Origin of the sequence: Klebsiella sp. S69, assembly GCF_016516145.1 — a bacterium.
Taxonomy (GTDB): Bacteria; Pseudomonadota; Gammaproteobacteria; order Enterobacterales; family Enterobacteriaceae; genus Klebsiella; species Klebsiella oxytoca.
The window spans coordinates 393,218-407,292 of the sequence record NZ_JACVUU010000001.1; the positions used below are offsets into that span (position 1 = coordinate 393,218).

Annotated in this window: 11 protein-coding genes; 6 read left to right on the forward strand and 5 right to left on the reverse strand. The window is 57.8% G+C overall.

Going from position 1 to position 14,075, the window contains the following annotated elements; translation table 11 throughout:
• Positions 1–175: 175 nt before the first annotated feature.
• From IAE27_RS01925 to licT, 3 genes are read left to right on the forward strand one after another with little or no spacing between them, the layout of a single operon-like run.
• Positions 176–2,056, forward strand: coding sequence for a beta-glucoside-specific PTS transporter subunit IIABC (locus IAE27_RS01925; protein ID WP_105889854.1), 1,881 nt, complete (start codon positions 176–178; stop codon positions 2,054–2,056).
• Positions 2,053–3,477, forward strand: coding sequence for a glycoside hydrolase family 1 protein (locus IAE27_RS01930; RefSeq protein ID WP_108704113.1), 1,425 nt, complete (start codon positions 2,053–2,055; stop codon positions 3,475–3,477). Before IAE27_RS01925 ends, IAE27_RS01930 begins: the two co-directional genes overlap by 4 nt.
• Entirely contained in the window at positions 3,474–4,313 is an 840-nt protein-coding gene (licT, locus tag IAE27_RS01935; RefSeq protein ID WP_004099899.1) for a BglG family transcription antiterminator LicT, read from the forward strand. The genes IAE27_RS01930 and licT overlap by 4 nt, the downstream gene beginning before the upstream one ends.
• A 1-nt stretch (position 4,314) precedes the next feature.
• Here the strand turns inward: licT and IAE27_RS01940 are convergent, their stop codons facing one another.
• The 5 genes from IAE27_RS01940 to IAE27_RS01960 all read right to left on the reverse strand — a co-directional run bounded on the left by IAE27_RS01940 (position 4,315) and on the right by IAE27_RS01960 (position 10,861).
• Positions 4,315–5,319 carry a LacI family DNA-binding transcriptional regulator gene (locus tag IAE27_RS01940; protein ID WP_200091645.1) on the reverse strand — a complete coding sequence of 335 codons (1,005 nt, stop codon included), beginning with the start codon at positions 5,317–5,319 and terminating at the stop codon, positions 4,315–4,317.
• A 30-nt stretch (positions 5,320–5,349) separates the two neighbouring features.
• Positions 5,350–6,750 (reverse strand): sucrose-6-phosphate hydrolase, encoded by a 1,401-nt coding sequence (locus IAE27_RS01945; RefSeq protein WP_070557244.1) that lies wholly within the window; start codon positions 6,748–6,750, stop codon positions 5,350–5,352.
• Positions 6,750–8,120: a sucrose-specific PTS transporter subunit IIBC gene (locus tag IAE27_RS01950; RefSeq protein ID WP_154022115.1), complete on the reverse strand. Its 1,371-nt coding sequence runs from the start codon at positions 8,118–8,120 to the stop codon at positions 6,750–6,752. The genes IAE27_RS01945 and IAE27_RS01950 overlap by 1 nt, the downstream gene beginning before the upstream one ends.
• Before the next feature lie 135 nt (positions 8,121–8,255).
• Positions 8,256–9,773, reverse strand: coding sequence for a carbohydrate porin (locus IAE27_RS01955; RefSeq protein WP_154022116.1), 1,518 nt, complete (start codon positions 9,771–9,773; stop codon positions 8,256–8,258).
• Between the two features lie 164 nt (positions 9,774–9,937).
• Entirely contained in the window at positions 9,938–10,861 is a 924-nt protein-coding gene (locus IAE27_RS01960; protein ID WP_017146430.1) for an aminoimidazole riboside kinase, read from the reverse strand.
• Positions 10,862–11,250: 389 nt separating this feature from the next.
• Here IAE27_RS01960 and IAE27_RS01965 point away from each other — a divergent pair, with 389 nt between their 5' ends.
• The 3 genes from IAE27_RS01965 (at position 11,251) to IAE27_RS01975 (ending at position 14,060) form a co-directional block, all read left to right on the forward strand.
• Complete coding sequence (locus tag IAE27_RS01965) at positions 11,251–11,640, forward strand: hypothetical protein (RefSeq protein WP_004099916.1); 390 nt, start codon at positions 11,251–11,253, stop codon at positions 11,638–11,640.
• A gap of 312 nt (positions 11,641–11,952) precedes the next feature.
• Complete coding sequence (locus IAE27_RS01970) at positions 11,953–12,450, forward strand: RcnB family protein (RefSeq protein ID WP_070557245.1); 498 nt, start codon at positions 11,953–11,955, stop codon at positions 12,448–12,450.
• A 431-nt stretch (positions 12,451–12,881) separates the two neighbouring features.
• Entirely contained in the window at positions 12,882–14,060 is a 1,179-nt protein-coding gene (locus IAE27_RS01975) for a M20 aminoacylase family protein (protein WP_004099935.1), read from the forward strand.
• Positions 14,061–14,075: the final 15 nt, after the last annotated feature.

Below are 14,075 nucleotides of genomic sequence, written 5' to 3' on the forward strand. Positions count from 1 at the left end.
TTTTGTCCGGTCATCATTGAATTCATCAAAGGCCGCTTAGATAATCCGCCGAAATAACCCATTTTTATGATGGCGTGCTACTGCGAAAGCAGGCAAGACCAAAATAGAAATGCTCTCCCGCCAAGGGGAGCGTCTCTGTTTTGGTCTTTTTTTTGCCCCAACACCAGGGAACACTATGAACTATAACGAAACAGCAGACAAAATCCTCCACGCGGTGGGCGGTGCGGAGAACATCCGTATGCTCACCCATTGCGCGACCCGGCTGCGCATGGAGTTCAACGACCGCGCAAAGGTTAACGATGCGCAGATTGGCGCCCTCCCCGGCGTGATCAGCGTAGTGGAGAAGGGCGGCCAGTTCCAGATAGTTATCGGCAATGAGGTGCAGCAGGTTTATCGCCTGCTCAATAAGGCGCTGCCGGAGAAAAAAGGCCCTGCAGGCGGCGATAAAAACGCGAAGCCGGCCGGCATCGTCGCCCGGATTATCAGCGTTATTTCGACCACCTTTACCCCGGTGATCCCGGCGATTACCGGCGCGGGGATGATTAAAGCGCTGCTGGCCATTCTCAAGCTCACCGGGGTGATTAGCGAAACCAGCTCGACGTATCAGCTGCTGAATATTATTGCCGACGCCGCCTTCTTCTTCCTGCCGGTGCTGCTGGCCTACGGCGCATCGCTGAAGTTTGAATGCAACCCGATTCTGGCGATGACCCTCGCGGGCGTGCTGCTGCATCCGGGCATCGGCCAGATGCTGGCGGCCGGTAAAGCGGTGGATTTTGTCGGCATCAACGTTCTGCTTTCCGATTACGCTGGTTCGGTGCTGCCGATTATTCTGACCGTGTGGCTGATGTCGTGGGTGGAGCGCTTCGCCGAAAAAGTGTCGCCATCGATTATCAAGTTTTTCGTTAAGCCGATGCTGATTCTGCTGATTACCGCGCCGCTGGCGCTGGTGGTGGTCGGCCCAGCGGGCATTTTGCTTAACGACCTGGTGGCCGCGGGGGCGGGCGCTATCGACCGCCACGCCAGCTGGTTAATCCCGATGCTGATGGGCACCCTGCAGCCCTTCCTGATCATTACCGGCACCGCCTGGGCGATGACGCCGATCGCCACCGGTCAGCTGAGTAAAAGCGGTTACGAGATGATTAACGGCCCGGGGATGCTGGCCTCAAACGTGGCGATGGGAGCGGCGACGCTGTGCGTGGCGCTGAAAACCAAAAATAGCAACCTGCGCCAGCTGGCCTCCTCGTCGGGATTTACCGCACTGCTGGGGATCACCGAACCGGCGCTGTACGGGGTGCTGCTCAAGTTCCGCCGCGTGCTGATTGCCGCGATGATCGGCGGCGGCTGCGCCGGGGTCTATGCCGGGGTGAGCGGGCTGGTGCGCTACGCGTTTGTCTCGCCAGGCCTCGCGGCGCTGCCGGCGTTTATCGGTGAAAACCCGATGAACATCGTTCATGCGCTGGTGACCTGCGCGATTTCCATCGTGGTGACCTTTACCCTGACCTGGTTTATCGCCTTCAAAGATGTTCCTGAGGAACAAGAAGCGGTGGACGAGGCGCCGCAGCCTGCGGTGAGCGCTAAAAGCGAGGGGGAGACGGAAGTATTAAGCCCGCTGCGCGGTCAGGTGGTGGCGCTCAGTGAAGTGAATGACGACGTCTTTTCCGGCGGTCTGTTGGGCGAGGGGCTGGCGATTCGTCCCGAAGAGGGAGTACTGCGCGCGCCGTTTAGCGGCACGGTGATGATGTTCCTGCCCTCCTGCCACGCCGTTGGCCTGCAGAGCGACAGCGGGGTTGAGCTGCTGATCCATATCGGTATTGATACCGTTAATCTTAACGGCCAGCACTTTAGCTCATCGCTGAAGGTGGGGGATAGGGTGGAGGCGGGGCAGGTGCTGATCCGCTTTGATATTCCCGCCATCGAACAGGCCGGATACGACCTGATTACGCCAGTCATTGTGGTCAACGGCGATGGGCAGCACGCTCTGCGCTTTACCGACGCCGCCCGGGTGGATTACGGCGAGACGCTGATGGTGCAATCCGTTAAGGAGGCGCAGCCATGATTTATCAACAGCAGGCCCGGTTCCCGGACGGTTTTCTGTGGGGCGCGTCCACCTCAGCCTATCAGGTTGAGGGCGCGTGGAATGAAGACGGTAAAGGACCGTCGGTAGTCGACATGCTTAGCCATCCGCCGGGAACGGCGGACTTCCGCATCGCCAGCGACCACTATCATCACGTGGAGGAGGACGTCGCGCTGATGGCGCAGATGGGGCTGAAGGCCTACCGTTTTTCGGTGGCCTGGTCGCGGGTGATACCTGACGGCGATGGCCCGGTGAATCAGGATGGGCTGGCCTTTTATCACCGCCTGATCGACGCCCTGACGCGCCACGGGATCACCCCCATCGTGACGCTCTACCACTTCGACCTGCCGTGGGCGCTGGAGCTAAAAGGCGGCTGGCTGAACCGCAAAACCGGGGAGGCATTCGTGCGCTATGCCAGGCTGCTGTTCAGCGAATTTGCCGCCAAAGTTCCGCTCTGGCTGACCATCAACGAACAGAACACCATGATTCTGCATCCCGGCGCGATTGGCGTGCCCGCCGATCGTGAACTGCCGGATAAGAAGGCGCTGTACCAGCAGAATCATCATATGATGCTGGCCCAGGCGCAGATCTTCGCCCTGTGCCACCGTGAGTTCCCCGGGCTGCGCATCGGCCCGGCGATAAACACCACGTCGATGTACGCCGAAAGCTGTAAGCCGGAGGACGCCATCGCCGCGCATAACTGGGAGACGCTGCGCTGCTGGAGCTTTCTGGATGTTGCGGTGCATGGGCGCTACAACGCCCTGGCGTGGGCCTATATGCAGGATCGCGGCCTCGCGCCGGAACTGCAGCCGGAGGATGCGCTGATTTTGCAGCAGGGGAGGCCGGACTTTATCGCCATTAATTACTACTCGACCGCCACCATTGCCGCCAGCCGGGGCGACGGCGGGGACGTTGCGCCCCGCGCGGGCGATCAGCAAATTATGCTGGGCGAAGAGGGGGTTTATCGTCCGGCGGAAAATCCATGGGTCGGCAAAACCCCCTACGGCTGGGTGGTCGACCCGGTAGGGCTGCGTCTGACGCTGCGTAAAGTGTGCGAGCGCTATGGTCTGCCGATTCTGATTAGCGAAAACGGGATGGGCGCGCCGGACAAGCTGGAGCCTGACGGGACGGTGAATGACGACTATCGCATCGCTTTCCTCGACGCGCATATCGCACAGATGCGGCTGGCGATTGCCGACGGCGTCGAGCTGATGGGCTACTGTCCGTGGGCGGCGATTGACGTGGTCAGCACCCATCAGGGATACGCCAAGCGCTACGGTTTTATTTATGTCGATCGCGGCGAGGATGACCTGAAGCGGCTGCAAAGGATCCGCAAACGCAGCTTCTGGTGGTATAAGGATGTCATCGCGCAAAACGGCAACCACGACGAGTCGCAGAGATGATTGTTCAGAAGGTGCTCAATAATAGCCTCGTGCTCTCGATGGACGACGATAACAGGGAGGTTATCGTCATGGGGAAAGGCATTGGTTTCAATAGCAGGCCCGGCGATGCAATCGCCCCGGAGAAGATAGAGAAGCTATTCGTAACCCAGGCGCTCGGCGCGCGCAGCGGCTATCTTGAGGCGCTCTCCGCCATTCCGGATGAGGTCATTGAGATGGCCGCAATGATTATTTCCCGCGCCAATATGCAGCTCGCCAGCAAAGTCCGCGAGCAGATTTTCTTTACCCTCGCCGACCATCTGACTTTCGCCATCGAGCGCAGCCGCAAAGGGATCGCTATTCAGAACCGCCTGCTGCCGGAAGTCAGGCGCTTTTATCCGCAGCAGTTCCGCGTCGCCAGTGAGGCGGTGACGATTATTCGCCAGCAGTACGGGATTGAACTGCCGGAGGAGGAAGCCGGGAATATCGCCTTTCATCTGGTTAACGGCCAGAGCGAGGGCGACGACGTAGCGCAGACCATGCAGTCGGTGAAAATGCTGAAGGATATTTTTAATCTCGTGCAGTACCACTTTAAGCAGCAGATAGACACCGAATCGATAAACTACTCGCGCTTTCTGGTCCATATGCAGTTTTTCCTCCAGCGTTTACAGGAGGGGGAGCTGGACGGCGCGCGGGACAGCTTTCTGCTGGTGCAGGTGATTAAGGCGTATCCGGACGCTTACCGCTGCGCGCTGCTGATCCGCGACTACGTTAAAGCCCAGCTCGATATCACCCTCGGCGGCAACGAGCTGCTGTGGCTCACCGTTCATCTGGTGCGGATCGCGGGGCTGGATGCGTGAATCACCGATGCCGAAACTGCAGCGTCGCCGGCAGGTAGCGCTGTAGCGGTTCAGGCTTGTTGCCCTCGATCAGCTGACTGATTAAATCGTAGCAGTGCCAGGCCAGCTGGCGGTTATCCTGCTGTACGGTATCAATACGCAGCGACAGCGAATCGTAGAGATAGTGATCGTCAAAGCTCGCCAGGTGGATGTCGGAGTCGAGTAAATGGTGCTGGCTCATATAGCGCAGTACCCCTTCCAGCAGCCCGCAGGCGGCGGTAAATAGCGCCTTTGGCGGCCTTCCCAGGCGCGCGCAGAGGGCGGCGAACATCTCATAGCCGGAGCTGGGATGGTAGTTGCCGTTGATCACCCACTCCGGGCGCAATTCAATACCCGCCTGGGCCAGACCCTGCGTAAACCCGGCCAGACGATCGCGGGAGGGCGACAGACGCGGCTGGCCGCCTAAAAACCAGAACTCATCGCTATGCTGAGGCGCGATGCGGGAAATCAGCTCCGTCGTTGGGGTAATCGAATCGGTCATCACCAGCGGCAGCGCGCTTTCATTAGGACAGCGGTCAAACAGCACCACCGGCAGCTGTTCGCTGAGCTTCAGGTAGTCGGCATCGTTGTGCATACAGGAGGCGACGATCAGACCGTCAACCTGGCGGGCAATCATGTTATTGACCACCATGCTCTCCTGACCGGGGTTTTCATCGGTACAGGAGATCAGCAGCTGGACGCCTGCTTCGCGGCACAGCATCTCCAGCTCATGGGAAAAGACCGCAAAGCCGTAGTTGGTGATTTCCGGCACCACCAGGCCGATGGTGTGGCTACGGTTGTCGCGCAGCGAGCGGGCGTGGATGCTCGGCTGATAGTGCTGCTCGCGGGCAATCGCCAGCACGCGCTCGCGCGTTTCCTGCGCCACGCGCAGCTCCTTGCCACGCCCGTTCAGCACCAGGCTGGCGGTCGCTTTGGAAACGCCCGCCAGTTCGGCGATATCTTTAATGGTTACGCGTTTGGTTTTCATTACGACGCCATGAGCCTGAAAGCAAAACGCTTATTCTACCATGCATGTTCGCAGCGGCCAGTAGCAGAATGCGTCCGGCGCGCTGCCGGAGAAAATCAGCTGCGCCGGATAAGCCGGGAAGCAGCGGCTGCTCATCACCCCCTCGCCGTCGTTGATGAAAATCTCCACGCTCGACCGGTCGATGAAAATCCGCAGCGAACGGACCTCGCCGCGCCAGTAACGATAGTGCATCTCGTCGCCGGCGAGGCTGCGTCGCGCCAGGCGAATCCCGCGGGTATCGCGCTCAAGGGTCAACGCGCCGCCGAAATCGAGGCTTAACGCATCGTCCCGGGCGGTTTGCAGGGCGATCTCCATCGGCGCCAGCGGCAGGGCGTTCCCCGGCCAGCCGTGCGCTTCGCCGCGCAAAGCGGTCAGCTCGCGCAGCGGACGCTGGTAGAGCTGACCGTCGATCAACTCCAGCTCACGCAGGCAGGTCATCTGATGGATCCAGCCGTTGGCAAGAGTCGGCTGAAGCATCTCTTCGCCGTCCGGCACGCCCATCCAGCCGACCAGCAGACGGCGGCCATCGCGGGTGTGCATGGTTTGCGGGGCATAAAACTCAAACCCGGCGTCCAGTTCGTGCAGCTCGCGGTGGCTGAAAGCGGCGCGGTCGTAGTCGAAACCACCGGCCATCCATACTGCCGGATAGGTATTGAGGAAGCGCTCTTCTTCGCGAGCCATCCCCTGCGGGCAGCAGATCAGAATATGCTGGTCGCCGAGCGGAAACAGATCCGGGCACTCCCACATATAGCCGGCGTCGTCGAGGCCATTGAGGCCGTAGCCGGCGATTTCGCCCTCACTCGTCCACTGATGGAGGTCTGCGGAGCTGAACAGCAGCACCTTGCCGCGCTTTTGCCGATCCTGCGCGCCCAGTACCATGTACCAGCGTCCTTCGTGCCGCCAGACTTTCGGGTCGCGTACGTGGCCGGTGTAGCCCTCCGGCAGGGGCTGGACTGGGCCAATTTTGCGGAAGGTGCCGTCGGCGTTTTCCGTTGCCAGGCACTGCCAGGCGGTTCGGCCGCCATCGGCAAACTTCACGTTGCCGGTATAGCACAGGGTGAGCGTACCGTTGTTATCCACCGCGCTGCCGGAGTAGCAGCCGTTACGGTCATACTCTTCGTCCGGCATCAGCGCAATCGGCTCATGCTGCCAGTGCAGTAAATCGGCGGAGCTCCAGTGCCCCCAGCACTTAAATTTATGATCGCAGGCGAGCGGGTTCCACTGATAAAACAGGTGATAGCGTCCGGCAAATTCGACAAAGCCGTTGGGGTCGTTCATCAGCCCGGTAACCGGCGCATGGTGCCAGCGCGGATAGTGACTATCGGCCAGCGCGCGCGGCTGGCCCTGCATAACGGCCTGCAAAATCGCAGGCAGCCGTGATGGAAGTGACATTATTCAGCGTCCGTTTTGTATTTCAGCACCAGGGAAACCGTAAAGGCGACGCCAAAGGCGATAACCATTCCGATAATGTAGTTCAGCAGCGAGCTGGCCTGCACGATGGCCATGCCGGGGATCGCCGTCAGGCCTACCGCGGTCATGTAGACGTGCATGGATACCACCCATGCGCCGCCCGCCGCGCCGCCGATCAGCGCCGCGATAAACGGCTTCACAAAGCGCAGGTTGATACCAAAAATCGCCGCCTCGGTGATGCCAAGCATGGCGGAAAACGCTGAGGGCAGCGTAATGGCTTTAATTTTTGCGTCTTTGGTTTTGAACCACACCGCCAGGCAGGCGCCACCCTGAGCGACGTTAGCCATCGCCCAAATCGGCAGCAGGAAGTTGACGCCGATGGAGGGATTGCCGAGGAGTCCGGCTTCGATGGCGTGGAAGCTGTGGTGAATACCGGTAATGACGATAACCGAATAGAGACCGCCAAACAGCAGACCAGCTAGCCAGCCGGCGTGGCTAATCAGGGTGCTGAGGACAAACGAAATACCGTCGCCGAGCGTGCGACCGGCCGGGCCGATAATCAGCAGGGCGATAAAGCCGGAAATAATCACCGTCAGGAACGGCGTCAGTATCAGGTCCAGGGCATCGGGGATCGCGCGGCGCAGCTGCTTTTCAACGATGCTCATAAACCAGACCGCCAGCAGCACCGGGAACACCGTACCCTGATAGCCGATCATGGCGATTTCGAGGCCGAAGAAGTTCATGGTATGGAAACCGGCGGCGACTCCCCAGGCGTTCGTCAGCGCCGGGTGGGTCAGAATGCCGCCGAGCGTTGCGCCGAGATAGGGGTTACCGCCGAATTCGCGGGCGGCGGTAAAGCCAATCAGAATCGGTAGAATGATAAACGCCGCCGAGCTGCACATATCCAGCATGATGTAGATGGCGTTGCCTGGGTCAACCCAGCCGTAGGTTTTGACCATTCCCAGCAGGCCCATCAGCAGACCGGAAGCGACGATAGCCGGGATAATCGGCACGAAGATGTTTGACAGCAGGCGGGCGATGCGCTGGAACGGGTTAAGCTTTTTCGCCGCGATGTCGGCGGCTTCCGATTTACTGGACTCGCTAATACCTGCCGCCTGAATAAAAGCGGCATAGACTTTATTTACCACCCCGGTGCCGAAAATAATCTGCATCTGCCCGGCATTACGAAAGCAGCCCTTAACCCCTTCAATTTTGCCGATGGCCTGCTGGTCAGCCAGCGCGTCATCAACCAGCACCAGGCGCAGGCGCGTGGCGCAGTGCGCGGCGCTGGCGATATTTTCCTTGCCTCCCAGAAGCGGAAGCAGCGAGCGGGAAATCTGTTCAAAATCCATAGTACCCTCTGAATGCGTAAACATTTTCGTGTTGTCGTCCCGTGTTCACGGGGGCGCAGTTTCTGCGTCGTTATTGTGTCCGGGGCGACGAAGGCGTTTTGCCGCCCCGGCGGTTCCTGTCATCTGATGTAACCGTCAGAACCAGGTTTCCATCTGCATACCGAACGACCATTCGCCGCCCGAGTTAAAACCGTTGCTGCCCAGCGCGTCATCGCTGGCGTAATTATTCAGTTTTTTGCTCCAGTCCATCCAGGAGGTGTAGAAACGAATCTCCGGACGACTGAAGAAATCACCGATGCTGCCGACCTTAAAGGTTGGAGCGAAGGTGAGCTTGTAGAAGCTACCGTTCACCGCATGACGATCGTTATAACCTTCGGGTTTGAGATCCATATACTGGTAGCTGCCTTCGTAGGCGAGGGCGAAGTTCTGATTGATCTCCTGGATCAGGCGCACGTTGAACGTTGCCCACTGGTAGCTATCGCCATCGACATAGCGGTCTTTGCTGCTTTGCGCCAGGATCGCCGGGGCGATAGACCAGTTTTTGCCGATCGGCGTGGTACCGTAGCTGGCAATGCGCCATGTGTCGGCTCCCGAACGAAGGGCGCCGTCAGAGCCGATACCTTTAACCTCTGCGCCCAGGCCGTGACCGTAGAGCAGGGCGGTTTTGCTGCTACCGTCGCGCAGGCCGTAGAAACTGTCGTTATGCAGGCCGAGCAGCGCGTGTACGCCGGTATTTGCCGCATCGCCTTTCACCAGATTGCCGTTGGTATCTTTACGCTCGTCGTTATCTTTCGCCCGCAGACCGCTGACCATCATCTGCAGCGGACCGGCGAAGTGGTTCATGGTGAGGATATAGTTCTGCACGCTGTTGCTGGAATCATCGATGTCGCCGAAGTTACGCCCGTAAAGGGAGAAATTACTGCGCAGGCTGTCGTTCCACTTCACGTCGTAGATACCGCCGCCGGTACCGGCGAGAAACACGACGTCAGAGTCGATCCAGTGAATATCAAAGTTGTCGCGGTCAAAACGTTTCCCGGCCCACAGGGTGGAGCCTTTAAACGGCCCGGCGAACGTAGGCAGGTTACCCAGTTCGACAAAGGCCTGACGAACGTTCAGATCGCTGGTGCTTGCCGTCCAGTCGTTATAAGTGGTTTGCCCGTCGGCGACCATCACTTTGAAACGGGTGGTGGCCCCGTTATCCAGGGTCTGCTTATGTTCAAGGTTCATTTCAACATAGGTATCGGCCTGGTTTCCCAGACGGCCGATTGCTCCGCCGGTTTCCCCCGCTGGCGTCATGTAGGCTCCGGATTTGGTGCTGGCGCCGGAATCATTCATTATTACGCCGGAGCGGGCGTAGCCGTGAAACTCAAAGCCGCTTTTCTCATCGGCCTTTTTCTCAAGTTTGGCGGTACGCTGAGCCACTTCCTGAGTCGTGTCCTGGTTTTTTTGCTGCTGCGCGGTGAGTTGCTGGACTTTTTTCTCCGCCGACTCGGCGCGGTTTTCCGCCGTTTGCGCCCTGTTTTCCGCTTCCTGCAGGCGCTTTTCCAGCGCGATGAGCCGGGCTTCAATGGTGCTGAGGTCCGTTTGCGCGTGGGCTGAGGCGGCGCCGGTTAGCAAAGCGATAAGAACCGCAAGTGTGCTTTTTCTATACATGCTGGTCGCATCCCAAAAGTAAAATGAAAAGTAGTGTTTTTTGCTAAACCGGTTTAGGCGCTATGTTAAGCCCGACCTTTAACATTTTTAAAATGAATTTGCTAAACCGGTTTAATAAATGTGATGGATGCAACAAAGTGAGCCGCGCAGGGCGGCTTTAACGATTAAAACTGGCGATTAAGATCGCGCTGATAAGGCAGGGCGGTCATCGCGCCTTTCGCCGTTGTCGCCAGGGCGCCGCAGGTTTGCGCCAGCGTGAGGGTCGGTTCCAGCGCGGCGATATCCGTCGGCATCCCGTTGGCGGCAAGGCTGGCGAGCAGTCCGGCGACAAATGCGTCTCCCGCGCCGGTGGTGTCCACGCTGACAACGGGCCTGGCGCTGAAATGGGTAAACTGCTGCTGGAAGGCGGCAAGCACGCCCGCCTTACCCTGGGTCACCAGCAGCAATTCCGGCTGATAGCGCTCAGTTAGGCTGGCGATTCCATGCGCTAAATCATCACTGCCGCTGATGAATACCAGCTCCTCTTCCGATAGCTTCACCACGTTGGCCATCCGCAAAGCGCGATCGAGGCAGGCGTGCAGCAGTTCCTGATCCTGCCAGAGATCCGGGCGGATATTGGGGTCAAAGCTGACCCGACCGCCGGCATATTTAATGCGCTCCATTGCCGCGAAGGTGGTACTGCGGCTGGGCTCGGCGCTGAGCGCAATAGAGCAGACGTGCAGCCACTGCCCGGCGGCAAACGGCGGCAGGTCTTCTTCGGTGAGGAACAGGTCCGCGCTGGGGCGCACCATAAAGGTAAAGGTGCGTTCCCCCTGATCGTCAAGGTCGACTACCACGGTGGAGGTACGGTGCTGGCCGTCGAGGTGCATATGGCTGACGTCGACCTGCTCCTGTTGCAGGGTATGACGCATAAAGCGGCCAAACGGATCGTCGCCGACGCGTCCGATAAACCCGCTGTTTCCGCCAAGGCGGGCGACGCCTACCGCTACGTTAGCCGGCGCGCCGCCGGGGCACTGCAGCAGGCGGCCTTCGCTCTCCGGCAGCAGGTCCACTACCGCGTCGCCCAGAACCCAAACTTTTGCATTCATGCTGAAAATTCTCCATAGCTAAACTTAATTAAACCGGTTTAGCACATTAAAGCATAGCGACAGAGTGAGGGGAACGTTGCAGGCGGAAAAGTGCGATTCCGGGTATAAAAACGTGAGCGGCCTTGCAAAACCGCGGTGATTTGGCCGCGCGGGGGGTCATGCCGATCGCCGCCGTCTGCATAGCGGCATCAAGCTTCAGCCCGGACGGTTACGCTACGTCGCCCAGGAAAGGAATGCTGGCTGAGCAGCCGGAATCTGGACCCGACAGGTAAAAAGCGGATAGAAAAGTCTTAAAATAGTTTTAAGAACAATCCCTAAAGCCAGACGGCAGAATCTTGTGCCATGCTGAATGCGACTCATAACATTAAGTTCGTTAGAGAGAGGACAATATGAAAAAAGCAATGATTGCGTTATCTGCGATTCTGGTAGCAGCTCCTGTTTTTGCTGCAACGACACACGCAACCGATGATACCGTCGCGGCGGCCCACGAAGGGGCGAACACCGCGAAGGAAAAACTGCACGAGGCCCAGCACCAGGGTGAAGAGCAGCAGCTGAAAGCCAAACATGCGGCAGAAGGCAAAAGCGATAGCGTAGGCAGTGAAGTCAGCGAAGGCGCGCAGAAAACCTGGAACAAAACCAAAGAAGGGACTGAGAAAGGCTGGAACGCCACTAAAGAAGGCACCGAAAAAGGCTGGAATAAGACCAAAGAGGTTAGCAAAGAAGGCTGGGATAAAACCAAGCAGGGTGCCGAAGAGCTGAAAACAAAAGTCACTGAATAATCACTGACTATTTGCTAAAAAAGGTCGCGAAAGCGGCCTTTTTTGTTATTCAGGGCATTTAATTCAGCACCGGGATAATATTGATTAATACGTTATACGGCTCTACCCCCTGGATTCCGGGCAGCATTAAGGCGGCCAGTTCATCTTTTCCCATGCGCGCGGGTAACGCTGTAACAAAGGTGAATGAATGCAGCCGACAAAAAAACAACTTAAACGATGAAGGATATTAGCCAGGAATTGTCCTGGTTATAGTGTTACTCACTATTCCTCCACATTTTCCCGGTAGAAAGGAAATATATCAGGAGGTGTATTATGAAAAAGATTCTTTCACTGGCAATTATTTTATCGTGTGCTTTTACTTCCGCCTCATGGGCGGATGGCCCTGGCGGCAACAGCCACGGTCAGCAGCAGGTCTGGCAGCAAGACGCCGGCCGCGGCGGCCCGGACGGCAACCGCCAGCAGGGGGCGCAGGCCAACAACCATCAGGGCAATAATCATCAGGGGAACGGTGATAACCGTGGCCCGGATCGCGGCGATAAAGGGCGCGGGGGCCAGGCGCATGATAGCCGACCTCAGGCGCGTCATGAGCAGGATCACTTTGCGTGGAACGGGCACGATTTCCGCAAAGGTCAGCCGGCTCCGGAACGTTTCCGCGGTAATGATTATCGGATTAACGACTGGAACGATCGCGGATTACCGGCACCGCCGCGCGGGCAGCACTGGTCGTATATTGACGGCAACTATGTGCTGATTGCCGCCGCCAGCGGGATTATTACGTCTATCCTGATTAACGGCGCGCTGAATAACTAACGTTTTTTACCTTAACCTCGCCGCCGCCTCTCCGGAGGCGGTGCTGTGTACTTGCCCGGTCTACCGATGTCCCTGCGTCTGAGGGCCGCTAGATCGGCCAGCGTTACGCCATCGCACCCGCCTTTGTTCTCACGTCAAATTCGCTTGAAAGCTGTAAAGCGGAAAATATCACCGAGATGGCTCTTTTTTGATTTTTTATCTGTTTCTTTGCGCATTTTGAATTGTTATTGTGCTTCATGATTAATAAAAAGCAGAGAATTTAAGAAGAGTCCTGGTTCGGGCGATAGAAAAAAGAATGCGCTTCATCGTTAAACCGCTATGAATAAATCCGATGAAAACTCCGCGTGGAATAAGAAATCCTGCTTGCATTAAACCCTTAGCACGTTAAGTTATTAAAGCTTAGCACCTGATTCTATATCCCGGAGACCGGCATGACCGACTGTGTAATTCCCGAAATTAAAGCCACTGAAGAAGAAATGATTGCGATCCGTCATTATTTACACGCCAATCCGGAATTAAGTCTGGAAGAGTTTAATACCAGCGAGCTGGTGGCCGGAAAACTGACCGAGTGGGGCTATACGGTAACCCGCGGGCTGGCGAAAACCGGGGTGGTCGGAACCTTGAGCAAAGGCGATTCTCCACGCACTATCGGCCTGCGCGCCGACATGGACGCGCTGCCGATTTTCGAAGCGACCGATCTCCCTTGGGCTAGCACCGTTGCCGGGAAAATGCACGCCTGCGGCCATGACGGTCATACCACCATTCTGCTGGCGGCGGCGAAGTATATCGCCTCTCCGGCCTGTCAGTTCAACGGCACGGTTCACCTGATATTCCAGCCTGCCGAAGAAGCTATCGGCGGCGCGGATTTAATGATTAAAGACGGCCTGTTTGAGCGCTTTCCCTGCGAGCGCATCTTCGGCCTGCACAATATGCCGGGCCTGCCGGTAGGGAAAGTTGGCTTTTACGCCGGTAATTTTATGGCCTCGGCGGATACGGTAAAAATTACCATTACCGGCTACGGCGGCCACGGCGCGCACCCCGAGCGCACCGTCGATCCGATTGTCACCGGCGCGGCGCTGGTGATGAATCTGCAAAGCATCGTTGCGCGTAACGTACCGCCGGGCGAAACCGCGGTAGTGAGCGTCGGCACTTTCCAGGCGGGCATTGCTTCGAACGTCATTCCGGAGAACGTGGTGATGGAGCTGAGCGTGCGGGCGATGAAGCCGGAAATCCGTGACCTGCTGATTAAACGCATCAAGGAGCTTGCTGATTTTACCGCCAAAAGCTACGGCGCCAGCAGCGAGGTAGAGGTCTTTGACTCTTATCCGGTACTGACCAATAGCGTTGAAGAGACCGAATTCGCCAAAGCGCTGGCGCTGGAAGTCTTTGGCGAGGAGGGCGTGCTGGAATCCATCTCGCCGATGAACGCCAGCGAAGATTTTGCCTTTATGCTCCAGCAGCGCCCCGGCTGCTACTTCCTGCTGGGCAATGGCGAGAAAGGCGGGAAGGGCAGCTGTATGGTGCATAACCCTGGCTATGACTTTAATGACGATATTATTTCCACCGGCGCGACGCTGTTTGCCCGGTTAGTTGAAACACACTGCCGTTGATCTCTGGAGTCCATA

Bases quoted from the DNA above. Each gene is read 5' to 3' on its own strand.
- IAE27_RS01925 (WP_105889854.1), top strand. From the start codon at position 176: ATGAACTATAACGAAACAGCAGACAAAATCCTCCACGCGGTGGGCGGT.
- IAE27_RS01930 (WP_108704113.1), top strand. From the start codon at position 2,053: ATGATTTATCAACAGCAGGCCCGGTTCCCGGACGGTTTTCTGTGGGGC.
- licT (WP_004099899.1), top strand. From the start codon at position 3,474: ATGATTGTTCAGAAGGTGCTCAATAATAGCCTCGTGCTCTCGATGGAC.
- IAE27_RS01940 (WP_200091645.1), bottom strand. From the start codon at position 5,319: ATGAAAACCAAACGCGTAACCATTAAAGATATCGCCGAACTGGCGGGC.
- IAE27_RS01945 (WP_070557244.1), bottom strand. From the start codon at position 6,750: ATGTCACTTCCATCACGGCTGCCTGCGATTTTGCAGGCCGTTATGCAG.
- IAE27_RS01950 (WP_154022115.1), bottom strand. From the start codon at position 8,120: ATGGATTTTGAACAGATTTCCCGCTCGCTGCTTCCGCTTCTGGGAGGC.
- IAE27_RS01955 (WP_154022116.1), bottom strand. From the start codon at position 9,773: ATGTATAGAAAAAGCACACTTGCGGTTCTTATCGCTTTGCTAACCGGC.
- IAE27_RS01960 (WP_017146430.1), bottom strand. From the start codon at position 10,861: ATGAATGCAAAAGTTTGGGTTCTGGGCGACGCGGTAGTGGACCTGCTG.
- IAE27_RS01965 (WP_004099916.1), top strand. From the start codon at position 11,251: ATGAAAAAAGCAATGATTGCGTTATCTGCGATTCTGGTAGCAGCTCCT.
- IAE27_RS01970 (WP_070557245.1), top strand. From the start codon at position 11,953: ATGAAAAAGATTCTTTCACTGGCAATTATTTTATCGTGTGCTTTTACT.
- IAE27_RS01975 (WP_004099935.1), top strand. From the start codon at position 12,882: ATGACCGACTGTGTAATTCCCGAAATTAAAGCCACTGAAGAAGAAATG.